Source organism: Streptomyces sp. NPDC008317 (assembly GCF_042955955.1).
GTDB lineage: Bacteria > Actinomycetota > Actinomycetes > Streptomycetales > Streptomycetaceae > Actinacidiphila.
Window position 1 is genome coordinate 449,051 of the sequence record NZ_JBIBFQ010000004.1, and the last position, 24,678, is coordinate 473,728.

Below are 24,678 nucleotides of genomic sequence, written 5' to 3' on the forward strand. Positions count from 1 at the left end.
CGCCCCGCGTCGGCGGACAGGCCGATCCAGGGTGCTGGCCGATGATCGCGGTCGGTGCCGGTGCCGTCAATTGCCCCATGGGGCATGGTTGAGCATGTGTACAACGTATACCCTACACATGCCCGCGCGCACCCGCACGAAGATGTCCGTCGGGTGTCGGCATATGCGCGCGGGTTCGCAAAGACAGCGTCTTTTTTATCCGCAACTCCTTTTAGCGCGACTGTATATGCTGTATAGGCGGTAGTCGCCGGCGGACGGCGCGGTGATCCGCGTCCAGCGGCCCGCGCGGCTCACGCATCCGCCGGTCACCCGGAACCAGGGCGACCAGGCGACGCGGACGACGGTGCTCCCGGCCTTCGGCAGCCGGACCGTCACGTCGGCCTCACCCGCCCGCAGCACCCGCGCGGGCGCCGAGGCCAGCGGCACCGGGCGCTCCACCGCGAAGACCGTCCAGTACGGGTCCCGCCAGACCGGCCGCAGCCAGTCGGGGCGGGCGGCGGGCGCGAGCAGCGCGGCCTCCGCCGCGCCGGGACCGCCCATGTCGCCGTGGGGCAGCACGACGTACGCCACCGCCCAGTCGTCGAGCCAGCGGCGGTAGGCGGCGGCCGGAAGCGTCCCGTCCGGCAGCGTCCCGCCGTAGAACAACGGGTCCCTCTTCACGTCGAGTTGGCGGTTCCAGCCGCGGGCGATCTGGGCGACGTCGGCGAAGAGCGTCGACTCGCGGTGATCGCGGGCCGGAACGACTTCGATACGGTGCCGCTCGGCGCGCAGTTCGCGCAGCGCGCGGGTCACCCCCTCGGTGTGCGAGGCCCAGTCCGGGACGGCGGTGGACATGCGCAGTTCCCTGCCGGTCTTGGCGGCCAGCGCGTAGCCGTTGTGACCGAGCGCGCCGGTCAGCACGACGACGAGGACCGCGCCGAGCACGGGGGCGCGGGCGGCCGTACGGGTCGGGCCCCGGTCCAGGCGCACGTACGAGCCGCCGCGCGGGCGTCGGGCCACGCGTTCCATCAGCGCGGCGGCCAGCAGGGGCAGTCCGGCGATCCCGGCCAGCCGCTCGACGTTGGTGCCGACGGGCGAGGCCACGCAGGCGGTGAGCGCCGTGCCGAGCGCGTACGCGACCGCGCCCGCCCGGACCGTGCGCCAGGACCGCGGCGCGGCCAGGGCCAGCGCCAGGGAGGTCGCCAGCGGGCAGACCGCCGCGTCGGCGCTCATCAACTGCTCGCCCTGGAAGGGGAAGAGCACGTACACCGCGCCCAGCACCAGCACCGGCGGCGCCGCCAGGGCGAGCGCGGCGGCGCGGCGGCCCGCCGCCAGCAGACCCGCGCCCGCGACCCACAAGAAGAGGGCGGCGACCGGGCTGGACATCGCCGTGAGCGCCGCGAGGACCGCGGCGCCCGCCCAGCGGTCCGGCGCCCGTCGCACCCGGCACAGCGCCAGCAGCCCGAAGGCCGCGCCGACCGCGAAGGTCGTACGCCCCGAGGCCACGTCGCACCACTGGCACACGGCGCCCAGCAGCGCCGGGACCATCGGCCGCCGCACGCCGGAGCGGACGAAGAGCACGGCCATCGCCCACGTCGCCGCCAGACCGGCCGCGACCGAGACGGCCCGGACCCCGGCGTACGCCATCAGCGGCGGGGTGAGCACGCTGTAGTCCATCGTGTGCATGCCGCCGTACCAGGCGAGGTTGTACGGCGTGCCCGGATGCCGCCCCGCGAAACCGGCCCACGCGACCTGGGCCGCGAGGTCGCCGCCGCCCGTGGCCAGCAGCCACGCCCAGAGCGCGTACAGCGGCGCCGCGCAGGCGACCGCCACCGCCGGGACCGGCCAGCGCCTGCGCCGTGGGGCCGGCCGTACCTGTCCTGTCCGCTGCGTGGGCCGCGGCAGCACCGCGGGCTGAACGACCGACACGTCACTCATAGCGGACGCCTTCCCCGGAAGCGGCGGGGACAGCGGGTCGGCCGGGAAAGACCATACTCGGTATGCATACTGAGTATGTATACCGAGTATGGCCCGGTGGGCGCCACCGCCTCCCCGGCGGGGCATGGCAGCATCGGGGACGGCCGGACCGGACAAGGAAGCGAGAGGCGCACAGCATGCCGTTGCAGATCACCGCCACCGACGCGGAGCACCCGTCGGCGCTGCTCGACCTGGAGTGGAACCTGCCGCTGGAGGAGTGGCCGGACACCTCACTGGTCGCGCTGCCGCGCGGCATCTCCCGGCACGTCGTGCGCTTCGCGCGGGCCGGGGACGAGGTCGTGGCGATCAAGGAGGTCAGCGAGTGGGCGGCCGTGCGCGAGTACGGGCTGCTGCGCGACCTCGACCGGCTCGCGATACCGGCCGTGGACCCGATCGCGGTGGTGACCGGCCGGGCCGCCGCCGACGGCACCCCGCTGGAGCCCGCGCTCATCACCCGGCACCTGAACGGCTCGCTGCCGTACCGCTCGATGTTCGAGACGACGATGCGCCCTGACACCGTCAACCGCCTGCTGGACGCGCTCGCGGTCCTCCTCGTACGGCTCCACCTGGTCGGTTTCGCCTGGGGCGACTGCTCGCTGTCCAACACGCTCTTCCGCCGTGACGCGGGCGCGTACGCCGCCTACCTGGTGGACGCCGAGACGGGGCAGATCCAGCCCGAACTCACGCGCGGGCAGCGGGAGTACGACATCGAGCTGGCCCGGGTGAACATCGCGGGCGAGCTGATGGACCTCGAAGCGGGCGGCTCCCTGCACCCCTCGGTCGACCCGGTCCCGTTCGGCGAGGCGATCGTCCGCCGCTACGCCGACCTGTGGCACGAGCTGACCCGCGAGTCCGTCTACCCGGCCAGCAAGCGGCACTACATCGACCGCAGAATCCGCCGCCTGAACGACCTCGGCTTCGACGTCGCCGAGATGCAGATCGAGCGCTCACCCGGGGGCGACACCGTGACCTTCCTGCCCAAGGTCGTCGACGCGGGCCACCACCAGCGCCAACTCCTGCGCCTGACCGGCCTCGACACCGAGGAGAACCAGGCCCGCAGCCTCCTCAACGACCTGGAGTCCTGGATGGCCACCCAGGACGACCACGCCCCCGCCGACGGCCTGCCCGCCGCCCGCCCCGAAGTCCTCGCCCACCGCTGGCTGCGCGACGTCTTCCGCCCCGCCGTCCGCTCCGTCCCCCAGGACCTGCGCGCCCGCGTCGACCCGGCGCAGGTCTACCACGAACTCCTCGAACACCGCTGGTACCTCTCCGAGCGCGCCCAGCGCGACGTGGGCCTCGACGCCACGGTCGAGAGCTACACCACCGAAGTCCTCCCCCACCTCCCCGACCCGGCGGCGGTCCTGGCGCCCGTCGAGGCGGCGGAAGCCGAGGAACCGGCCGAGCCGGTGTCGCCCGCAGCGGGTGACTGACCGTCAGGCGCGGTCGAAGGAGTCGGTGGGGTCGCGGAGGGCGACCGTGGCGTGGCTTTCCTGGAAGCTCTGTTCGGAGACGACGGTGAGGCGGGCGGTGGCCTGGAAGTCGCGGACGGTCAGGGCGCCGCAGGAGACCATGGTGGCCTTCATTTTGGCGACGGTGACGGCGAGACCTTCGCTGAGGTCGCCCGCGTAGGGGACGTAACCGTCCACGCCCTCTTCGAAGACCAGGCCCTGGCCGCCCTGTTCGTAGCGCTGCCAGTTGCGGGCGCGGCTGGAGCCCTCGCCCCAGTACTCCTTGACGAAGCCGTCGCGGGTGGGGAGCTTGGCGCCGGGTGCCTGGTCGAAGCGGGCGAAGTAGCGGCCCATCATGACGAAGTCGGCGCCCATCGCGAGGGCCAGGGACATGTGGTAATCGTGCACCAGGCCGCCGTCGGAGCAGATCGGCACGTACTGGCCGGTCCGCTCGGCGAAGGCGTCGCGGGCCGCGGCGACGTCGAGGACGGCGCTGGCCTGGCCGCGGCCGATGCCCTTCTGGTCGCGGGTGATGCAGATGGAACCGCCGCCGACACCGACCTTGACGAAGTCGGCGCCCGCCTCGGCGAGGAAGCGGAAGCCCTCGCCGTCCACGACGTTGCCGCCGCCGACCGGGATCCGCGGGAAGTGCTCCTTCGACCACGCGATCGCCTGGGCCTGCCAGTCGCTGAAGCCGTCGGAGGAGTCGAAGCAGAGCACGTCGGCCCCGGCCTCGGCCAGTCGCGGGACGCGCTCGCGGTAGTCGTGCGTGTTGACGCCCGCGCCGACCCGCAACCTCTTGTCCTGGTCGACCAGTTGGTGGGGGAAGCGCTTGTTGTCCGAGTAGTCGGAGCGGAAGACCAGGTAGCGCAGGAAGCCCTCGGCGTCGACCACCGGCAGGCAGTCCAGACGCTCGTCCCACAGCCGGGAGTTGGCCTGCGACAAGGTGATGTCGTCGGTCGCGCAGGCGAGGACGTCGACCGGGACCATCCGGCTGGAGACCGGCTCGTCGGACCGGTGGCGCTGCGGGTGGAAGTCGCGGGAGGTCACCAGGCCCAGCAGCCGCCCGGTGCCGGTGCCGTCGTGGGTGACGGCGGCCGTGCTGTGACCGGTGGCCCGCATCAGCTCCCGCAGCCGGCCCAGCGGGTCCTGCGGCCGTACGTTGGTGTCGCTGACCACGAATCCGGCCTTGAAGTTCTTCACCGCGCGGACGTCCGCGACCTGGTCGGCCACCGGCCGGTTGTGGTGCAGGAAGCTCAGCCCGCCGTCGCGCGCGAGCGCGATGGCCAGCTCAGGAGAGCTCACCGACTGCATGATCGCGGACGTGAACGGGGTCCGCAGCTCGATCGGCGACGGCTCGTCCCGCGCGTGCCGGACCAGGGGTGTCCGCAGGTCCACCGCCTCCGGCGAACAGTCCGTCCGCGTCCGGTTGGGCAGCAGCAGGAACTCGTTGAAGGTGCGCGAGACCCCTTCGATGATCTGAGCCATGCACCCGGACTCTACAGGTGCCGCCCGTCCGCCGCGCGGCGCCCTGCCGCAGGTCAGTCGCCTTCCGCGGGTCCCGGCGGCGGATGTCAGAGCGCCGCCGCCTCCGCGCGCTCCTGGCGGCGGATGTCAGAGCGCCGCCGCTTCCGCCCGCTCCCGGCGGCGGATGTCAGAGCGCCGCCAGCTCCGGCAGCAGGTCCACCGCGAGCGACACGTCGGGGGTCAGCGCCCGGTCCTCGGTGGCCGTCGGCAGCGCGGAGTCCAGGACGGCGAAGACCGGCGCGTGCGTACCGGCGCCCGCCGACAGCGCGGGAAGCGCCGGGTGCAGGCGCAACGCCCGTACGGCGGCGACGAGTTCGCAGGCGAGCACGAGCCGGTAGGCGTCCACGGCGCGCAGCGCCTGCCGGGTGGCCTGGGAGGCGAAGCTCGCGGCCTCCTCGACGCCGCGCGAGAGCACCGCGTGCCCGGCCGAGGCCGGTACGGCGCTGGCGCGTATCTCCGCGAGGGCGGAATTGGCGCTGTACTCCAGGATCATCATGCCCGAGCTGGCCGCCGAGCCCCCGGCGAGGTAGGAGCGCAGGCCGGTGATCTCGGGGTCGCCGAAGGCGGTCAGCCGCGCGGCGGACAGCTGCGCGGTCTGGAGTACGGCGAGGCAGAGGTGGTCGAGCGCGAGCCCGACGGGCGTGGCCATGAAACCGCCGTGGTGGTACGCGACCGGCCCGCCGTCCGGTCCCTCCTCGCCGATCAGCGGGTTCTCCGAGGGGCAGTTGACCTCGACGTCCAGAATCCGGCGCAGTGCCCAGGCCGCCTCCAGCGCCGGGCCGTGCACCTGCGGGAAGGCCCGGAAGCCGTACGGGTCCTGGATGCGGCGGCCGGTGGCGCGCGGCCGGTCGGGGACGCCGAGCAGTCTGCGGACCTCGGCCCCGGCGTGCAGCGCGCCCGGATAGGGGCGGATGGCGAGGGCGGGCGCCGCGTACGCCTCGAGCGAGCCGGAGACGGCGGCGAGCGAGAGGGCCGTCACGGCGTGCGAGGCGCGCAGCAGGATGTCCAGGTCGTGGCAGACCAGCGCGGCCTGCCCGAGGGTGAAGGCGCTGCTGCTCATCAGCGCGAGCGCGTCGCCCTGCTGGAGGGTGACGCGGCCGGGGAAGGGCGCGGGCACCGCGGCCGGGTCGAGCGCGGCGGCCGGGTCCAACCCACCGGCGGACGGCGGCACTTCACCGTCGGGCGACGGACCGGACGACGGCGAAGGCGACTGCGAAGGTGCCCGCGAGGGCGACGGCGTGGACTGCGGCGAGAACGACGGCGACGGCGAGGACTGCGGCGACGGCGACGGCCACGGCCCCTCGCGGAAGGCGTCCGCGGGATCCGGCTGCCGCCCCAAGTCCTCGTGCAGCCACGGCCGTTCGCCGATCAGCGCGAGACCGGTCTCGGCGAGCGCCGTCAGATCGCCGGTGCCGACGGCCCCGTACTCGCTGACCGCCGGGTGCACACCGAGCCGCAGCGCCTCCACCAGGGCCTGCACGACGGCCGGTTGGAGCGCGGAGCCGCCCGCCAGCGCCTGGTTGGCGCGGACGGCGAGCGCGGCACGCACCTGGCGGGCCGGGAGCAGCGCCCCGACCCCGCCCGCGTGGCTGCGCAGCAGCCGCAGGTCCTGTCCCGCCTGGTCCTCGTCGCTGACCGGCACGAGCCGGTTCGCGCCGACGCCGGTGTGCCGCCCGTACATCCGGCCCGCGGCGGCGGCCTGCCGCGCGGCCCGCCAGGAGCGGTCCGCGCGGGCCAGCGCCTCGGGCGGCACGGTGGGTACGGCCGTCCGGTCCGCGATCCGCGTCACGGCGTCGGCGTCCAGGCCGGCGCCGTCGAGCACCACGAAGGCCCCCTCCTCGGCGGAGGGTGCCGTCGTGCGGTGCGTCGGCGTCTCGGAATCAGAGGCTGTACCCACTGCGCTGTATCGGTCCCGCTGCCGCGGTCAGCCGAGGCCGACGGAGGTCAGCCAGGTCTTGGCGACCTCCAGCGGGTCCTTGTTGTCGCTCTGCACCTGGGTGTCCAGGCGGAGCAGGGCCGCCGTGTCGAGCTTCGCCGACACCGCGTTGAGCGCGGCGACGCCCTCCTTGGACAGACCGCTCTTGTAGACCAGCGGGATCACGTTCTCGAAGCCGAAGAGGTTCTCCGGGTCCTGGAGGACGACGAACTTCTCCTTTTCGATGGTCGGGTCCGTGGTGAAGACGTCGGCGGCCTGCACGTTGTTGTTCTTGAGCGCCGCCGCGGTCAGCGGACCGCCCGCGTCGAGCGCCTTGAACGACTTCGGCGTGAGGTTGTAGACCGACTTCAGGCCGACCAGGCCCTGCTGCCGGGTCTGGAACTCGGGCGAGGCGCCGATGGTGATCTCGGAGCCGTACTTCGCCAGGTCCGCGATGGTGGACTTCTCGGTCAGCTTGTACTTCGCCGCGGTGGCCGCGTTGACCGTCAGGGAGTCCTTGTCCTCGGCCGGTGCCATGTCGAGCAGCGTCAGCTTCGGGTCGAGCTTGGCGAGTGCCGCCTCGTTGGTGGCCTGGGCCGTCTTGGGCGTGGCCTTGGCGTCCAGGTATGCCAGAAGTGCGCCGTTGAACTCCGGCAGTACGGTCAGCGAACCGTTCTTCAGCAGGCCGTAGGTGGTCTCCCGGCTGCCGATGTTCGGCTTGTAGCTGACCTTGATCCCCTTGGCCTTCAGGGCCTCGCCGTAGATGTCGGCGATGAGGATGCTCTCGGGGAAGTTGTTGGAGCCGACGACCACGGTGTCGCCGCTCGCCTTCGACCCGGCCAGCGGGTCCTTGGCCTTGTCGGAGCCGGAGTCACCACAACCCGCGAGCAGGGGCGCCGCGACGGCGGCGACGACGGCGACCGCCGCGAGGCGGCGTATGTGGCTCGGGCTGGACCAGGTGCTCTTCACGTGAGAGGTCACGATTTCCGCTTCCGGGCTCGGGGAGTTTCGGTCTCTGATCGGGCGTACTCGTGGCGTAGGCGCACCCACACACGCGGACGTACGTCGAGTACGTACACACGTGCGGTTGCGAGTGCTACCCAGCGATCCAATCCAGCCGCTTCCGCGTCAGTCAAGAGCAGCCTGATCACCGATCGGCATCGATGTCTGAACACCGGTGGATTGGTCGGTGATTCCCGTTCCGTACGGTCGTGTCCGTAACAAATTATTGATGGTGTGGTCAGGTAGTCGTGGTCAAGAGGAGGTAGTCTCCCCGACGTTGGTCAGGTGCTCGGACAACCGCGGGGAGTATCCGGTCACTTCATTCCGGTTACGTACAGAAGCGTTCATTTTGCGCCACTGTCGTCGTGTCCGGTTGTCGGCGAGCCGGTAAGCGGTTCCGGAGGAGGCTTGGTGTCCGTGCACGAGGTGGACGGGTCGGCACGTCCTGACCCGGAGCCACACGTCAGGGGCGGGGTACGGAACTTCGCCGACCGCTGGCCGTTCCGGCGCAAGCTCAACGTCCTCGTCGGCGTTCCGCTTGTCGTGGTCGCGATGCTGCTCGCCTACGTGATCACCGGCCTCGTCGGCCAGGCCCAGGACGCGGCCTCGGCCGCGCAGCTCGTCCGCGACAGCCGCCAGGTCGCCGAACTCGTCGACCTGGTCGAGACCGAGCACCAGCAGGCTCTGCTGCTGTCCGTGCGCTACGAATCGGCCACCTCGGGCAAGCGCCCGTCGCTGGTCGCCTACCGGCAGGCGCGCACCGCCGTGGACGCGCAGGTGGAGAACGTACGCGCCACCTTCGGATCGCGGCTGCCCGCCGCGGAGGCCCAGGTCCTCAAGGAGATCAACGGCCTCGGCAGCCTGCGGAGCACCATCGAGCAGAGCTATCTGCCCGCGGACAACATCGACCCGGCGTACACCGCGACCGTGGACGGCCTGATCGACGGCCTCGGCCTGGATCTGAACAAGAACCTCAGCTCGACCCGCACCGGCAGCATGCTGGACTCGCTGCTGCGCGCGGAGGCCGCGCACGCCTCCTTCGAGACCAGCGTCTTCTCCGCGCAGACCGGTGACACCAACGCGCTGATCGAGTTCAACAACGCGGTCGGCTACCAGCAGCTCTACGTCTCCCAGGCCAGCCGCTTCGGGCGGTTCGCCAGCGACGCGCAGCGCACGGAGCTGGCCGGGATCGAGATGAACCCGGTCTGGAACGGCATCGCGCTCCAGTACGCGGGCCTCCAGATCGACCCGAGCGCGCTGGAGGCCAGCGGCCCCGCGCAGGTGCGGGCGGCCTTCACCAAGGCCCTCAAGTCCTACCCGGACTACCAGAAGCAGGCGCAGACCCGGCTGAAGATCACCGGCTCGCTGATCGACCAGATCGCGCACCGCGCCGACCGGGCGTCCGACGACGCCTGGTGGCGGGCCGCGTGGCTGCTCGGCGGCGCGCTGCTGGCGTTCGTGCTGTGGCTGGCCTTCTCCGTGGCCGTACGCCGCTCGGTGATCCGGCCGGTGCAGGTGCTGACCGGGGCCGCGACGGAGGTCGCCGAGGTGGCCGGGCAGGAACTGGCCCGGGTCGCCGACGACGACGCGGACTTCGCCGGGGCGCCGCGCCTCCAGGAGGTGCCGGTCACCGCGCACGACGAGATCGGCGACCTTGCCGAGGCGTTCAACCGCGTGCAGTCCACCGCGGCGGCGCTGCTGGAACGCCAGGTGCTCAGCCGCCGCAACGTGGCCGAGATGTTCGGCAACGTCGGCCGCCGCGTCAGCAACCTGACGGCCCGTCAACTCACCCTGATCGACGCCCTGGAGCGCGGCGAGACCGACCCCGCGCTGCTCGACCGGCTGTACCGGATCGACCACCTGGCCGTACGCCTCCAGCGCAACGCCGACAGCCTGATGCTGCTCGCCGGTATCCGCGAGGCGGGCCTGGACGCCAGCCCCACCGCGCTGACCAACGTCGTACGCGCCGCGCTCGGCCAGATCGAGGGCTACCAGCGGGTCTCGCTGCTCGCGGACACCGACGTCACGGTCGCGCCCGACATCATCGCCGACCTGACGCTGATGCTGGCCGAACTCCTGGAGAACGCCGTGGCGTTCTCCCCGGCCCGCAGCCCCGTCGAGGTGTCGGTGCGCGACGGCGCCGAGGGCGCGCTGATCGAGATCACCGACCACGGCCTGGGCATGAGCGCGGAGCGGCTGGCGGAGGAGAACGCCCGGCTGATCCGCCGCGAGCGCCTCGACCTGGTGCCGACGAAGGTGCTCGGCCTGTTCGTGGTCGGCAGCCTGGCCCGGCGCTGGGGCGTACGGGTCACGCTGACGCGGACGCCCGGCGGCGGTGTCACCAGCCGGGTGACGATCCCGGCGACGCTGCTGCTGCTCATGAGCCCGTTCGCGGAGCCCGTCGCAGAGGGGGCGGCTCCGGCCGCCAAGGCCGTCGGCGGCGCGCGGGAGGCCGTCGCGGCTCCCCGCCACGTCGAGGCCGAGGAGACGGTCGCGCTGCCCGAACGCCGTACCGCGCCGTCGTGGGCCGGTACGCCCGCGGCAGGCTCCCCCACGACTCCCACGACACCCGCGGGCCCCGCCCCGGTGCCCGCGCCGCGCGCGCCGGAACCGGCGGCGGGACGCGACGACGGACGCGACGGATCAGGATCAGCCGGACCGGGCGAACCCGGCGGCCCCGGCGGACCGGGCGACGGCCGCGACGGCCTGACCCCGCTCCCCCGCCGCGTCCCGCAGCGCCAGGCGGCCGAGGAGACCCCGGCCGCCCCGGCGCCCGCGGCGGGCGGACCCACCGCCCCCCACTCCGAGCAGGACCGGCCCCCGAGCGACGGCGAGGACGGCGGCGCCCGTCCGCTGCGCCGCCGGGTGCGCGGTGCCACGCTCGCCACCACACTGACCGACGCGGGACGCGCGGCCGCGCGCCGGGCCCCCCGTCAGACAGACGCAGAAGAAGTCCGCTCGGAACTCGACGAGTTCGAGGCCGCAGTGGAGCGGGCCAACCGTGACGTCGCGAGCGGCACGGCACCCGGTACGACGAACAGCCAAGCAGGGCTTCCGGAAGGAGCGGACCAGTGACATCGCCGACAGGTGGGACCCCGGCCGGACAGGACCCGCCCGCCGATCTGCGCGCCGCCGCAGCCGACTTCACCTGGCTGCTGAACCGTTTCGCCACCGAGACCGCGGGCGTGGTCGACGCCATCGCCGTATCCTCCGACGGCCTGCTCATCGCCGTCTCGCAACTGCGCGACGCGGCCGACTCCGAGCGGCTTGCGGCCATCGTCTCCGGCATCACGAGCCTGGCGGCGGGCGCGGCGGGCAACTACGGTCTCGGCGGCCTCAACAAGGTGATCATCGATCTGGAGGACGGCCATGTGCTGGTCTCCGCGATCGGCAGCGGCGCGGTGCTCGGCGTCGTCACCTCCAAGGAAGCCAAGCTCGGCAACATCGCCTACGAGATGACGGTCTTCGCCAACCGCGCGGGCGCCGCCCTCAGCCCGCAGCTCGTCCTCGAACTCAAGAACAGCGTCGCCGTTCCGTCCCCGCGCGGCCGGTCCTGGGACTAGCGAAAAGCGAGGAGAGCAGAAGGAGGAGGCAGGCACATGGCGGCCGGTGACACGCCAGTCGGCGAGGGGTCCCGTACGGGCTCCGCCGACGACCCGGTCGGCCGGGCACCCGCGGTACGGCCGTTCCTGGTCACCGCGGGCCGGGTGGCCGGCACCAGGTCGGGACCGCCGATCCCGGTCGAGACCCAGGTGGTGACGACCGCGGCCGGTGTCGGGGCGCTCGACGGGCTCTCCTTCGAGGAGCACGACATCGTCGCGCTCTGCCGCGTGCCGCAGTCGCTGGCGGAGATCGCGGCCAAGCTCCGCCTGCATCTGAACGTGGTCCGCGTGCTGGCCGAGGACCTCCAGTCCGGCGGCCATCTGTCGGTCTACGTTCCCAGCTCCGACATCGCCCAGGACATCTCCGTACTGCGAAGGGTTATCGATGGGCTCCGCACCATCCCCGACTCCAGGGGGGCATTACGTGACACCGAGTGAACCGGCGGGCCGGGCCGCCCGCAGGACCGACTCAGGGCTGCCGACCGCCGTCCGGCCGCCGCTGCCGGTGAAGATGGTGATCGCGGGCGGCTTCGGTGTCGGCAAGACCACCACCGTCGGGTCGATCTCCGAGATCAGGCCGCTGACCACGGAAGCGGCCATCACCGAGGTCGCCGCGGGCGTGGACGACCTCAGCCACACGCCGCACAAGACGACCACCACGGTCGCCATGGACTTCGGCTGCATCACGATCGACGCGTCGCTGAAGCTGTACCTGTTCGGCACGCCGGGGCAGGACCGTTTCGGCTTCATGTGGGACGACCTGGTGGAGGGCGCGCTCGGCGGGCTCGTCATCGTCGACACCCGGCGGCTCGACGACTGCTACGCCGCCGTCGACTACTTCGAGCACAAGGCGATCCCGTTCGCCGTCGCCGTCAACGCTTTCGACGGGCACGTCGAGCACGCCATGGACGAGGTGCGCTGGGCGCTGGACATCGCCGAGCAGGTGCCGGTGTTCACCTTCGACGCGCGCGAGCGCGGTTCGGTACGGGACGCGCTGCTGGTCGTCCTGGAGCTGGCGCTGGCGCGCGCGGAGGGCTGAGCGGGGGCCGTTGCCGTACGGCCCCCGACCGTTCCCCCACCGCTCCCGCGTGGCTTCCCCCTGCTCCTTCGCGCTGCCCGGCGGTCAGCCGCCGCGGCGCACTCCCGGGGACACCACGAGCCGGTTGACCAGCCAGAACAGGCCGATCGTGGCGAGGGCGAGGCCCGCCACGAGGGTCGCCCCGCCGACGACCTTCTCGTAGTTGCGCTGGTAGAGGCCGTCGATGATGTAGCGGCCGACACCGCCGAAGCTGACGTACGCGGCGATCGACGCGGTGGAGACCACCTGGATCGCCGCGGAGCGCAGGCCGCTGAGGATCAGCGGGAGCGCGACCGGCAGTTCGACCTGGAAGAGCACGCTCGTGGTGCTCATGCCCATGCCGCGGGCCGCGTCGACCGGCGAGGGGTCGACGGTGCGCACGGCCTCGTAGGTGGTGACCAGGATCGGCGGCACCGCGAGCGCGACCAGCGGGATCATCACCGGGGTCAGGCCGATGCCGACCCATACGGTGATCAGCACCAGCAGGCCGAAGCTGGGCAGCGCCCGCGCGGCGGTCGCGATGGCCGCCAGCGCGTTCCCACCGCGTCCGGTGTGGCCGGTGAACATGCCGATCGGCAGTCCGATGGCGGCGGCGATGGCGAGGGCCATGAGGCTGTACTGGACGTGCTCGAACAGCCGGTGCGGGATGCCGTCGGCGCCGTGCCAGTGCGAGCCGTCGCTGAAGAAGGCGTTGACGAAGTGCAGGACGTTCATCGGGCGGCGTCCTTCAGGGTGGGCGCGGTGGGCGCGGGTCGTGAGGCGGGCTCCGCCGGTTCCGACAGCGGTACGCCCTTGCGCCTGGCCTGTCCGCCGCGCGGCATCCACGGCGTGAGCAGCATGCGGATCAGGACGAGTACGCCGTCGACCGCCATGCCCAGTACGGCGATGGAGACCACGGAGGTCACCACCAGCGGTGTGCGGTGGTAGAACATGCCGTCGGTGAGCAGATTGCCGAGCGCTCCCTGGTTGCCGATCAGGGCGCCGACGCTGACCAGGCTGATGCTGGACACGGCCGCGACCCGCAGCCCGGCGAAGATCGCGGGCACCGCGATGGGCAACTGCACCTGGAGATACCGGCGTCCGGGGCCGAGGCCCATGGCGGTCGCGGCGGCCATCGTCTCCTCGGGCACCGACCGGACGCCGTCCACGATCGCCGGGACCAGCAGCACGAGGCTGTAGACGGTCAGCGGGATCATCACGGTGGTCTCGGTCGCGCCGGTGTAGTCGATGAGGACGACGAAGAAGGCGAGCGACGGGATCGCGTACAGCACGGTCGTGACCCACAGCACGGGCGAGTAGATCCACTTGAAGCGGACGCAGAGCTGGGCGACCGGCAGCGCGATGAGCGTGCCGAAGAGCACCGGGAGCAGCGCCTCGCGCAAGTGCAGGCCGATCAGGCCGAGATAGGAGTGCTGGAGGTCGCTGGGGATGGTGAAGTACTCGCTCATCGGGCGGCCTTGGCAGCGGTCTCCGGGTCGGCGTCGGCCGGGTCCGCGGCCTTCGCGCCGGACCCGCCGTGCCCGCCGGACGCGGCGGTCTTCGCGGCGCCCCTGCCCGCGCCGCGTTCCGCGTGGGCGCCGCGGATGGCCTCGGCGATCGTCGTCTGCGAGGTGACGCCGACCACCCGCCCGGTGTCGTCCACGGCGACCGCCCAGCCGGTGGGCGAGAGCACCGCGCAGTCCAGCGCGTCGCGCAGCGACTCCTCGCCGAAGACGAACGGGCGCCCGTGCGGCAGCAGATCGGCGCGGTCCAGCCGGTCGGCGCCCTTGGCCGCGGCGGCGGGCTCGGTCCAGCCGATCGGCCTGCCGTCGGTGTCGGTGACCAGGAGGTACGGGGCGTCGGACGCCGCGGTGCGCTCGGCGACCTGGGCGGAGCTCGAGTCGACGGCGATGATCGGCGCGGTGGTGAGTTCGAGTCCCGCCGAGGTGAAGAAGGACAGCCGGCGGATGCCGCGGTCGGTGCCGAGGAAGTCCTCGACGAACGCGTCGGCGGGGGCGGTCAGCAGCTCGTCCGGCGGCGCGTACTGGGCGAGTTTCCCGCCGGTCCGCAGCACCGCGACCATGTCGCCGAGCTTGATGGCCTCGTCGATGTCGTGCGTGACGAAGACGATGGTCTTGCCCAACTCGGCCTGGATACGCAGCAGTTCGGCCTGGAGCCCCTTGCGGACGATCGGGTCGACCGCGGAGAAGGGCTCGTCCATCAGCAGGACGGGCGGGTCGGCGGCGAGCGCCCTGGCCACGCCGACGCGCTGCTGCTGACCGCCGGAGAGCTGGTACGGGTAGCGCTTGGCCATCGAGGCGTCCAGGCCGACGCGTTCCATCAGGTCCCTGGCTCGCTTCCTGGCCCGGTTGCGGTCCCAGCCCAGCATGCGCGGCACGGTCGCGATGTTGTCCACGATGGTGCGGTGCTGGAAGAGTCCGGCGTTCTGGATCACGTAACCCATCGACCGGCGCAGCGCGTTGACCGGCTGCGCGTGGATGTCGGCGCCGTCCAGCAGGATCCGGCCACCGCTGGGCTCGACCATCCGGTTGATCATCCGCAAGGTGGTGGTCTTGCCGCAGCCGGAGGGTCCGACCAGTACGGTGATCGAGCCGTCGGGTATGTCAAGGGAGAGTTCGTCGACCGCCACAGTGCCGTCGGGGTATCGCTTGGTCACCGAATCTATCTGTATCAAGTTCCTGATCCCCTTCGGGGCTGGGCTTGGGGGGACTGTTTCCGGCCGTCGCGCGGAAAGCCTATCCCGCACATGTGTCCGTTCCGGGGAACATCCGTCCCATGGGACGCAGGGCGGCCATCTTGACATGGGCAGGACATAGGGGTGTTCTGGTCTCGACCACGGCCCGGAGGACGGCACTTGGCCGGACCCCGCGGCCCGGCCCGGTCCCCGGTCCCGGCCACCCCCCACCATCCGTCGCACAGGCGGCGTCCGAGCCGCCGGGAAGCGGAGCCATGCCCGCACACATGCCCGCGCACCTGTCCGCTCACCACGCGGTCCCCCACCGTCCGTCGCGCGTGCGTTCCTCGCGCGTCCTCGTCCTCGTGCTGTCCTGCCTGCTGCTGAGTCTGGTCCCCACGACCTTCAGGGCACAGGCCGCGACAGCGATCTGCAACACGTACTGCGACGCGCGCGATCCGGCCGCCGCGCCCTCGGAGCGCGTGCCCGTCAGCGCCTCGATCTACTCCCGCAGCATTCAACTTCATGTGGATGACAACGATGCCATGGGCTGGGCGTCCATCGGCAACGGCAGTCCGGGCGACGAGGTCTGGCTCGACCGGTCCTTCGACGGCGGCGCCACCTGGACAAACGGCAGCAAGCTCGGCGACACCGTCACGCCCGCGGCCAACAGCGGCTGGCGCACGCTGATGTACAACGTGGACGACTGGAACACCAACGGGGTCGGCGCGCTGCGCGCCTGCGGCAAGGCGGGCGACCGGCCCGAGATCGCCTGCACCCAGTGGGCCAGGTCCAACTGGAACGCCTGGAGCCAGAGCACGGCCGCCGCCACCGCGCTGATGATGAAGTGGGACCGCGGCACCGGGCTGTTCGGCGGCAACGGCTGGTGGACCGCGGCCAACGCGCTCACCTCGGTGATCGACAACATCCGCACCAGCGGCATGCCCAGCTACGGCTACGCGGTCTCGCGCACCTACGACCTCAACGTCAACGCGCGCGAGGGCCAGTTCAGGAACGACTACCTGGACGACACCGGCTGGTGGGGCCTGGCCTGGGTCGACGCGTACGACCTGACCGGCGACAGCCGCTACCTGAACACCGCCCGCGCCGACGCCGACCACATGTTCGGCTACTGGACGAGCAAGTGCGGCGGCGGAGTGCAGTGGAACGAGACGAACGCGTACAAGAACGCCATCACCAACGAGCTGTACCTCCAGCTCAACGCCGCGCTCCACAACCGGATCTCCGGTGACAGCGTCTATCTCGGGCGGGCGCGGAGCGAGTGGAGCTGGTTCCAGAGCAGCGGGATGATCAACTCCTCGCACCTGGTCAACGACGGGCTCAACGACTCCTGCGTCAACAACGGCCAGCCGACGTGGACGTACAACCAGGGCGTGATCCTCGGCGGTCTGAGCGAGCTGTACAAGGCGACCGGCGACAGCGGGCTGCTGACCACCGCGCGCACCCTCGGCAACGCCTCGACCACGTCCACCGCGGTCAACTCCGGCGGGGTGCTGCGCGAGCCGGGCGAGGGCGACTCGTGCGACAACGACGGCGCGTCGTTCAAGGGCGCGTACGTCCGGGGGCTGCGCGACCTCAACAAGCAGCTCTCCGACCGTCCGTACAGCGGGTATCTGCGCACGCAGGCGAACGCGGCGCACGCCAACGACCGCAACGCGCTGGACGTGTACGGGCCGCACTGGAACGGGCCGCTGGCCGGGACCGGTTACGGCTGCCAGCAGAGCGCGCTGGACGCGCTGAACGCGTCCGAGGCGAGCTGACGTCTCCGCCGTGAGCGTCACACGCCGCCGCCCGCCCCGGAGTCCGGGACGGGCGGCGGCTCTCTGTGCGCGGGCGCGGCCTCGGATTCGGCCTCGGATTCGGCCTCGGCCTCGGCCTCGGTATCGGCCTCAGCCGACCGACAGGGCGAACACGTGGAAGCCGCTGTCGTTCGGCAGCGTCACCGTGGCGACCGTCTTGGCCGGGTCGAGCGCGCCGCCCGTGGTGTACAGGCTGACGGCGTGGTCGCCGAGCGTGTCACCGGGCGGGCGGTTCCAGTTGGCCGTGGTGACCGCCAACTGGCTGTTGCCGCTGGCCGCGTTGCTGTACCAGTCGGGCAGGACGACCGCGAGGTCCGCGCTCGTGCCGTCGGTGTAGGTCACCTTGACCGTCCCGGCGTGCGTGGAGCTGATGCCCGTGCCGAGCAGGCCCAGGCGGGTGCCCTGGCCCCGCAACCGGATCACCTGCCCGGCCGCCGCCACGTTGTCGGGCTGGCCCGGCTGCGTGTCCGGCCAGGTGTACGGCAGTCCGCCCGCGGTCACCGTGGCGCCCGGCGTGTAGCCGACCGCCGCCAGTTGGGTGGCGGAGAAGCTGTAACCGGCGGGGTCGAGGGTGCCGGTACTCGGATCGCTGTCGGCGCTGATCCCCTTGTTGTTGTACGCGGCGGCCGTCGTCGCGTACGGGACGGTGGTCGCGGCGTCCGCGGTCCTGCTCTGCCTGCCGCTGAGGTCGTACGTCGCCTTCCCCGTCAGTGTGGCCGCGCCCGGCACCGCGTTCGCGGGCGCCGTGACGACCCAGGTGGCGCTCACCGAGGAGTGCGGCGCGACCGTACGGCCGACGGCCTTGCCGGGTGCGGGCGTCGCCGTCCAGCCGGCCGGGACCTTCAGGCTCAGCGCGAGGTCGCGCACGGTCGAGTCGCCGGCGTTGGTGAAGGTCTGCTTCACCGGGTACGAGGCACCGGCGTCGGCGGTGGCGGGCACGGAGAGCGCGGTGTACTGCGCGCCGACCGTCCTGCTCACCGTCACCGCGGACGTCAGCGGGGTGTCGGCGGACGACTGGCCGACGTACAGCGGGTAACGGCCCTTGAGGACCGTCCAGTCGTGCGCGTCGGCGTCCCACGTCCGGAACGCGTCGGCGGACAGGGTCAGCCGTACGGTCTTCGTCCGGCCCGGCTTGAGCTGGACCTTGGCGAAGGTCTTCAGGGCTTTCGGCGGCTCGCCGGACCCGGCCGGGTAGCCGATGTAGAGCTGCACCACGTCGGTGCCGGTGCGGCGGCCGGTGTTGGTGACGTCCACCGAGACCCGGACCGGCTGGGTGCCGCGGGCGGTGGCCTCGACCCGGTCGTGGTCGACCGTGAGGCGGGACTGCTTGAAGGTGGTGTACGACAGGCCGTATCCGAACGGGAAGAGCGGGGTCTGGCCCTGCTGGTCGTACCAGCGGTAGCCGACGTCCAGGCGTTCGCTGTAGTCGTACACGCCGTTGACCGCGGGGTAGCGGCCTGGCGCGGCGGCGACGGCGGTCTGCGTGTCGGACTTCGGGAAGCTGACGGGCAGCCGGCCGCCGGGCTCGGCGTCGCCGGTGAGCAGCGCGGCCAGCGCGTTGCCGTCCTCCTGGCCCGGGTACCACATGTCGAGCACGGCGGGGACGTCGGCGAGCCACGGCATGAGCACCGGCGCCCCGGCCCTGACGACCACGACGGTACGGGGGTTGGCGGCGGCGACCGCGCGGATCAGGTCGTCCTCGTTGCCGGGGAGCGCCAGCGTCGTACGGTCGGAGCCCTCGCTGGAGGAGTCGCCGACCACGACGACGGCCGCGTCGGCCTTGGCGGCGGCGTCGGCCGCGGCCTGGATGGTCGGGTCGGGCAGTCCTGCCCCGGACCAGCCGACGGTCACCGAGGCGTTCTGGGCGCTGTCGTAGTACTCCACGCGCAGGCTGTGCGGCTCGCCCGCGGTGAGCTGGACGGGCGCGCTCTTGACCGTACTGGCCGCGTGATCGGACCAGTTGTCGACGATGAGCTGTCCGTCGAGGTAGATCCGGCTGCCGTCGTCGCTGGTCGCGGAGAAGGTGTACGCGGCCGTGGCGGGCGCGGTGACCGTGCCGGTCCAGCGGGCGGAGAAGTCGTCGACGGGGATGCCGTCGGCCGGGGAGCCGAGGACCCAGTCGAAGTCGATGTCCGGGTCGTCGCGGGTGACCGCGGGCGTCCCGGAGAGCGTCTTGTTCGCGAAGTACTCGCCCTTGAGGCCGGTGAGCGCGGAGGCCGGGATCGCCGGGAAGCCGCCGGCACCGCCCGCCTTCACCGAGGTGACGTCGACTCCGCTGCCCAGCCTGGCCTTCAGCCCCGAGACCGGGTCGACCTTCTTGTACGGGGTGACCGCGGAGCTGCCTCCGCCGCCGGTGACCGCGGTCTCGGCGTTCGGGCCGATGACGGCCAGGGACTTCAGCTTCCTGGTGTCCAGCGGCAGGGTGCTGCCGCTGTTCTTCAGCAGGACGCTGCCGTCCTCGGCCGCCTTGCGCGCGAAGGCGCTGTCGGCCTCGTAGTCGACGGTGGTGGGGGTCTTGGCCTCGAACTGCCCGGTGCGGAACTCCAGTCGCAGGATGCGGCGGGCCGCGTCGTCCAGGACGGACTGCGGCACCTGGCCGGCCGCGACGGCCGCCGGGAGCTGCTGGAAGTAGGTGGTGCCGCTGAACTCCTGGTCGAGACCGGCCAGCGCGGAGGCCACGGTGCTGTGGTTGGCCGGGTAGTCGGTGTCGACGACGCCGTCGTACTTCCAGGTGTCGATCAGGATGTCGCGCAGGATCTGCGCGTTCTCGCAGGCGTAGGTGCCGTTGACCTTGTTGTAGGCGCACATCAGGGACCAGACGTGGGCGTCCTTGACGGCCTTCTCGAAGGCGGGCAGGTAGATCTCGTGCAGCGTGCGCTCGTCGATGTTCGAGCTGGTCGTCGTGCGGCCGTTCTCCTGGTTGTTGCCCGCGTAGTGCTTGACCTGCGCGGCGACGCCCTGCTTCTGGATGCCGTCGATCTCGGACGCGCCGATGTCACCGGCCAGCGCCGGGTCCTCGCCGAAGGTCTCGAAGTCGCGCCCGCCGAGCGGGGTGCGCACGATGTTCACCATGGGGCCGTAGATGACCTGGTAGCCGCGGGACTTGGCCTCCGAGCCCATCACCGTGCCGTACCGCCTGGCGAGTTCGGTGTCGAAGGACGCCGCCAGCGAGACCGGGGACGGCAGCGCGGTGGCGGGCTGCCCGTCGCGTACGCCGCCGGGGCCGTCGGTGAACTGCGTGCCGGGGATGCCGAGGCGGTCGATGCCCGGTATGTAGCCGGTGGCGTGCGACCCGCTCGGCACGCCCACCGCCGTCATGAGCGTGGCCTTCTCGGTGTTGGTCATCTGCCCGAGCAGCAGATCGATCCGTTTCTCCAGCGGGAGCCGGGAGTTGAGCCAGGGTCGCTGCCCGGCTCCGGCGGGCCCGGTGCTGCCGGACGCGGGTCCTGCCAGCGCCAGCGGTACGGCGAGGGCGGTGACAGCGGCTGCTGCGACCGCGAGACGAGCCATGCGCATACGTTCTCCAAAGGGGCGTCATTGCCGGCGAATTCAGGAGGTGAACGCAAACGCCTCGAAGTCTGCGCTCACCCAGGAAGAGCGTCAAGAACATGAACACGACACGCTGTTCTGAACGCGCCGACCCTTCGGGTCCCGGCGTCCGTCCCGGTTCCGGCGGCCGGGACGGGGGCGGGGGCGGGGCGGTGGCGGGGCCTTCCCTGGGGGCAGGGCCTTCCTTGGGGCAGGGCCTTCCTTGGGGCAGGGCCTTCCGCGGCGGCACGGTCTTCCGCGGTGGCGGGGGTCACAGGGGGCAGGGTGGCTCCGGAGCGGGGCGCGGGGGATCATGGGTGCGGACGACGGGCGGGCGAGCGGAGGTACGGGCGTGACGGCGGCGTTGGTGGTGCAGCACGGGGCATCCGGAGGGCCCGGCCGATGGGAGGGCTGGCTCGGCGAGGGCGGCGTCGGCGTGGACGTGGTCGCCGCGTACGACGGCGAGAAGGTGCCCGAGCGGCTGGGGCGGCGCCCCCTGATCGTGCTCGGCGGCGGCTATCTGCCCGACGACGACGAGCGGGCCCCGTGGCTGGCGGCCACGCGCGAGCTGGTGCGGCAGGCGCTGGAGGCCGGCACACCGGTGTTCGGGATCTGCCTCGGCGGCCAGATGCTGGCGCAGGTCGCGGGCGGCGCGGTGCGCGGCGAGCACGGGCGGCCCGAATTCGGCAGCACGACCTTGACGCTGCGTCAGGAGGCGGCGGACGACCCGCTGTTCACCGGGCTGCCCGAGCATCCCACCGCGATCGAGAACCATGTGGACGCCATCGTCGAACTCCCCGACGGCGCGCGGTGGCTGGCCGAGAGCGAGCGCTGCCCGTACCAGGCGTTCCGGGTCGGCGAGAACGCCTGGGGCGTCCAGTTCCACCCGGAGACCACGGCGGACCGCATCCGCGGGTGGAACGTCGAACGCCTGCGGCGGCACGGCGTGGACCGCGACGAGCTGCACCGCGCCGCCGTGCGGGACGACGCGGCCGCGGCCGACGTATGGCGTCAGGTGGCGTTGCGCTTCGCCGCCGTCGCGTCGGCGGCGTGATCACCTCGCGCGGGTGAGCGCGGGGGAACGCGGTCACGCCGCGTACCGCACGACGGCCCCTGTGCCGTGCCGGGCGGCGGGCCTTGCCGCGGGGCGCTTCACAGGGTCCGTGCGGATGTCACTCCACGCGGCGTAGATCCTCGGCCCACTCCAGTGACACGAGCACCGTCTCGACCCTGGAGCGCAGCCCCAGCTTCCGGGTGATGCTCGTCAGATGCGCCTTCACGGTGCGCTCGGCGATACCGAGCCGGGAGGCGAGTGCCCTGTTGCCCTCGCCGAAGCCCATGACGCTCAGTACCTCGCGCTCGCGGGGGGTGAGGGTGCTGAGCGCCGAGCGCTCCAGTGGCGCGAGACCCGCGCCGCCACCCCGTCCCCTGTCGAACCGACTCAATCCTTGACGGTCAGTAAGAAGCTTGTCCCCGTACACGCTACTCCCCAACTCCCAATGAAGACCTTCAACGCAGAAGGTGCCGAATGGGCTGAACACGCCAATCGCCCGACCGAATTTGACCGTTCATATCGTCACTCCCTTCGCCGGGCTTCATGAGCTCGCGGTGATCGGCCGGATATTGACGCTCCGCCCACTCCCCGACAGTAAACAACGGGGGCTGTCCGCCGCCCGGTTCAGGCGAGGCAATCACGTGACCTACGCCACATACGTGACACCTCGATCCAGGTTTAGCAGCGGCGATGCGTCAACTCCCCAGGCCAGAGGGGCAGTTGTATGACATGGTTGAAAGCCGGTCGCAATTCGCGCGGGAGCGCTCCCGCTTCTCATTGACGCTCCGTCAGCCCGGTGGAGGCGCGTGCCGGCGGCACATGTCCGGTCATTCGACACGCGGGCATTCGGCACCCGCGAATCGGCGCCGCGCGCGCTCATACGATTGCGCGTGGCACCGAAGCCGCTTCGAGCCCGCTTCGATGTCGCTTCGAAGCCGCGCGCATAGGGATATCCCTACGGATTTCCGGCGGGCCTTACTTCCTGTGAGCGCACTGTGCAGACTCCCACCCGGGGTGCCACCCACGCCACCCGCCTTCCGACCCTCCGCCGTCGGCTCATCCGCCTACCCCACAAGAGGATCCGATGAGAAACAGACTTCTGTCCCTGGTCGCCGCCGCGGGCGTCCTCGTCGCGGGCGGCGCGGTCGCCGCGGCGCCCGCGCAGGCCGCACCACCCCCACGGACCGCCCCCCACGCCGCCCCGGCCGCCTGCACCCCCACCCAGGTGATCGCCAACGGCGGTTTCGAGTCCGGCAGTTCACCCTGGACGAGCTCCACCGGAGTGATCACCACCGGCGGCGGGCAGAGCGCGCACGCGGGCACCCAGTTCGCCTGGTTGAACGGGTACGGCTCCACGCACACCGAGAGCCTGTCGCAGGCCGTCACGATCCCCGCCGGGTGCTCGGCCGCCAGCCTGACCTTCTGGCTGCACATCGACACCGCGGAGACCACGACCACCACCGCCTACGACAAGCTGACCGCGAAGATCGGCAGCACCACGGTGGCGACGTACTCCAACCTCGACGCGGCCACCGGCTATGTGCAGCGGACCGTCGACGTGTCCGCGTTCGTCGGGCAGAGCGTCACCCTGGCCTTCACCGGCACCGAGGACTCCGGCCTCCAGACCAGCTTCGTCCTGGACGACATCGCGCTGAACACCTCGGGCGACACCACACCGCCCCCGGCGGCCGACGCGACCCGTACGCCCGCGGCGCCCGCGTACACCGTCAGCCTGACCAGCGACACGACCGGCGGCACCTGGAACGGCCACGAGAGCGTGAACTTCACCAACGCCTCGGCCACGCCGCTCACCGAGGTGTACCTGCGGCTGTGGGACAACTACCACGGCAGTTGCCCGACGACGCCGATCACCGTCACCAACGTGACCGGCGGCACCGCGTCCGCCCTGACGGTCAACTGCACCGCGCTGAAGGTGACGTTGCCCGCGGCGCTGGCCCAGGGGCAGAGCGGCACGGTCGGGTTCGACCTGAAGATCGTGGTGCCCAGCGGGGCCGACCGGTTCGGCAAGGACGGCTCCTTCAGCTTCATCGGCAACGCGCTGCCGGTGCTGGCGATCCGGGACGCGGCGGGCTGGCACCTCGACCCGTACACCAACAACGGTGAGGCGTTCTACTCGCTGGCCGCCGACTTCTCGGTGACGCTCGACCACCCGACGGGCATCTCCGTCCCGGCGACCGGCACCTCGGTGGACACCCCCGGCGCCTCCGGCCGCACCGTCACCAAGGCGACGGCGAGCAAGGTCCGCGACTTCGCCTGGGCCGCGGGCCCGTTCAGCAAGGTCTCCGGTACGTCGCCGGGCGGCGTGAAGGTGAACGTGTACGCGGTGAGCGGCATCAGCACCGCCAACTCCAACTCCATGCTGACCGTTTCGGAGAACGCGGTGGACGCGCACGCGGGCCGCTTCGGCGCCTACCCGTACAGCGAGATCGACGCGGTGCTGGACAACAACTTCTGGTTCGGCGGGATGGAGTACCCGGGCTTCGTGCTCGACCTGGTCGACACCACCGCGCTGACCCACGAGATCGGGCACCAGTGGTGGTACGGGATCGTCGGCGACGACGAGTACAACAGCCCGTGGCTGGACGAGTCGTTCGCGGACTACTCCACCGACCTGGCGCTCGGCAAGACCGGCGCGAGCTGCTGGAACAGCGTCTCCTGGGCGTCCTCCGCCGAGAAGATCACCAACTCGATGGCGTACTGGGACGCGCACTCCTCGCGCTACGGCACGGTCGTCTACAACTACGGCAAGTGCGCCCTGCACGACCTGCGGCGCCTCATCGGTGACACCGCGATGACCCAACTCCTGCGCGGCTACGCGCAGTCGCACTGGTACGGCGTCTCCACCACCGCGGAGTTCAAGGCCGCGGCCCAGGCGGCGACCACGGTCGACCTGACGTCCTTCTGGACGCAGCACCGGATCGACGGCTAGGGCCTGTCCGGCGGATCGACGGCCGGGGCCGCGCCACCGGCCCCGGGCCGCCGGCCCTCAAGGCCGAGGGGCCGGGTCCGGGTCCAGGCCCGGCCGGGACCCGGCCCCTCACTTCTCGCCCCCG

General features: G+C 71.9%; 17 protein-coding genes. 8 read left to right on the forward strand and 9 right to left on the reverse strand.

Going from position 1 to position 24,678, the window contains the following annotated elements; all coding sequences use genetic code 11:
* Window positions 1–195 precede the first annotated feature (195 nt).
* Window positions 196–1,917 carry a hypothetical protein gene (locus ACFY9V_RS15320; protein WP_391161567.1) on the reverse strand — a complete coding sequence of 574 codons (1,722 nt, stop codon included), beginning with the start codon at window positions 1,915–1,917 and terminating at the stop codon, window positions 196–198.
* 176 nt (window positions 1,918–2,093) lie between these two features.
* Between ACFY9V_RS15320 and ACFY9V_RS15325 the strand changes: the two genes are divergently transcribed.
* Window positions 2,094–3,386 carry a DUF4032 domain-containing protein gene (locus ACFY9V_RS15325; protein WP_391161568.1) on the forward strand — a complete coding sequence of 431 codons (1,293 nt, stop codon included), beginning with the start codon at window positions 2,094–2,096 and terminating at the stop codon, window positions 3,384–3,386.
* A 3-nt stretch (window positions 3,387–3,389) separates the two neighbouring features.
* On the opposite strand, the gene ACFY9V_RS15330 is transcribed toward ACFY9V_RS15325, so the two are convergent.
* From ACFY9V_RS15330 to ACFY9V_RS15340, 3 genes are all read right to left on the reverse strand, one after another.
* Window positions 3,390–4,892 carry an IMP dehydrogenase gene (locus ACFY9V_RS15330; protein ID WP_391161569.1) on the reverse strand — a complete coding sequence of 501 codons (1,503 nt, stop codon included), beginning with the start codon at window positions 4,890–4,892 and terminating at the stop codon, window positions 3,390–3,392.
* Between the two features lie 166 nt (window positions 4,893–5,058).
* A complete protein-coding gene (locus tag ACFY9V_RS15335; protein ID WP_391161571.1) occupies window positions 5,059–6,756 on the reverse strand; it encodes an aromatic amino acid lyase in 1,698 nt (565 codons plus the stop codon).
* A 99-nt stretch (window positions 6,757–6,855) separates the two neighbouring features.
* Window positions 6,856–7,827, reverse strand: a complete 972-nt coding sequence (locus ACFY9V_RS15340; protein WP_355344338.1) for an ABC transporter substrate-binding protein — start codon at window positions 7,825–7,827, stop codon at window positions 6,856–6,858.
* Window positions 7,828–8,259: 432 nt separating this feature from the next.
* Here ACFY9V_RS15340 and ACFY9V_RS15345 point away from each other — a divergent pair, with 432 nt between their 5' ends.
* The 4 genes from ACFY9V_RS15345 to ACFY9V_RS15360 are packed head-to-tail and all read left to right on the forward strand — an operon-like array spanning window position 8,260 to window position 12,489.
* Entirely contained in the window at window positions 8,260–10,923 is a 2,664-nt protein-coding gene (locus ACFY9V_RS15345; protein ID WP_391044470.1) for an ATP-binding protein, read from the forward strand.
* Window positions 10,920–11,411 carry a roadblock/LC7 domain-containing protein gene (locus ACFY9V_RS15350; protein ID WP_355344344.1) on the forward strand — a complete coding sequence of 164 codons (492 nt, stop codon included), beginning with the start codon at window positions 10,920–10,922 and terminating at the stop codon, window positions 11,409–11,411. Before ACFY9V_RS15345 ends, ACFY9V_RS15350 begins: the two co-directional genes overlap by 4 nt.
* Window positions 11,412–11,447: 36 nt before the next feature.
* Window positions 11,448–11,888, forward strand: a complete 441-nt coding sequence (locus tag ACFY9V_RS15355) for a DUF742 domain-containing protein (protein ID WP_188280651.1) — start codon at window positions 11,448–11,450, stop codon at window positions 11,886–11,888.
* Window positions 11,875–12,489, forward strand: a complete 615-nt coding sequence (locus ACFY9V_RS15360) for an ATP/GTP-binding protein (RefSeq protein WP_355344348.1) — start codon at window positions 11,875–11,877, stop codon at window positions 12,487–12,489. Before ACFY9V_RS15355 ends, ACFY9V_RS15360 begins: the two co-directional genes overlap by 14 nt.
* Before the next feature lie 84 nt (window positions 12,490–12,573).
* Here ACFY9V_RS15360 and ACFY9V_RS15365 read toward each other — a convergent pair whose 3' ends face one another.
* Genes ACFY9V_RS15365 through ACFY9V_RS15375 form a run of 3 tightly spaced genes read right to left on the reverse strand, consistent with a single transcriptional unit; the run spans window position 12,574 to window position 15,202 of the window.
* A complete protein-coding gene (locus ACFY9V_RS15365; RefSeq protein ID WP_391122545.1) occupies window positions 12,574–13,242 on the reverse strand; it encodes an ABC transporter permease subunit in 669 nt (222 codons plus the stop codon).
* A complete protein-coding gene (locus ACFY9V_RS15370) occupies window positions 13,239–13,976 on the reverse strand; it encodes an ABC transporter permease (protein ID WP_355344354.1) in 738 nt (245 codons plus the stop codon). The genes ACFY9V_RS15365 and ACFY9V_RS15370 overlap by 4 nt, the downstream gene beginning before the upstream one ends.
* The gene (locus ACFY9V_RS15375; protein ID WP_355344357.1) at window positions 13,973–15,202 is read right to left on the reverse strand and encodes an ABC transporter ATP-binding protein; all 1,230 of its coding nucleotides are present in this window, start codon (window positions 15,200–15,202) and stop codon (window positions 13,973–13,975) included. The genes ACFY9V_RS15370 and ACFY9V_RS15375 overlap by 4 nt, the downstream gene beginning before the upstream one ends.
* 287 nt (window positions 15,203–15,489) lie before the next feature.
* Here ACFY9V_RS15375 and ACFY9V_RS15380 point away from each other — a divergent pair, with 287 nt between their 5' ends.
* Entirely contained in the window at window positions 15,490–16,983 is a 1,494-nt protein-coding gene (locus ACFY9V_RS15380) for a glycoside hydrolase family 76 protein (protein WP_391161740.1), read from the forward strand.
* A 129-nt stretch (window positions 16,984–17,112) separates the two neighbouring features.
* Here ACFY9V_RS15380 and ACFY9V_RS15385 read toward each other — a convergent pair whose 3' ends face one another.
* Window positions 17,113–20,532 carry a glycoside hydrolase family 3 C-terminal domain-containing protein gene (locus tag ACFY9V_RS15385; RefSeq protein WP_391161572.1) on the reverse strand — a complete coding sequence of 1,140 codons (3,420 nt, stop codon included), beginning with the start codon at window positions 20,530–20,532 and terminating at the stop codon, window positions 17,113–17,115.
* A 331-nt stretch (window positions 20,533–20,863) separates the two neighbouring features.
* Here ACFY9V_RS15385 and ACFY9V_RS15390 point away from each other — a divergent pair, with 331 nt between their 5' ends.
* A complete protein-coding gene (locus ACFY9V_RS15390) occupies window positions 20,864–21,604 on the forward strand; it encodes a gamma-glutamyl-gamma-aminobutyrate hydrolase family protein (protein ID WP_391161574.1) in 741 nt (246 codons plus the stop codon).
* A gap of 118 nt (window positions 21,605–21,722) precedes the next feature.
* On the opposite strand, the gene ACFY9V_RS15395 is transcribed toward ACFY9V_RS15390, so the two are convergent.
* Window positions 21,723–21,995, reverse strand: a complete 273-nt coding sequence (locus ACFY9V_RS15395; protein WP_355344366.1) for a LuxR C-terminal-related transcriptional regulator — start codon at window positions 21,993–21,995, stop codon at window positions 21,723–21,725.
* Window positions 21,996–22,688: 693 nt separating this feature from the next.
* Here ACFY9V_RS15395 and ACFY9V_RS15400 point away from each other — a divergent pair.
* Entirely contained in the window at window positions 22,689–24,554 is a 1,866-nt protein-coding gene (locus ACFY9V_RS15400) for a M1 family aminopeptidase (protein WP_391161576.1), read from the forward strand.
* Window positions 24,555–24,678 lie beyond the last annotated feature (124 nt).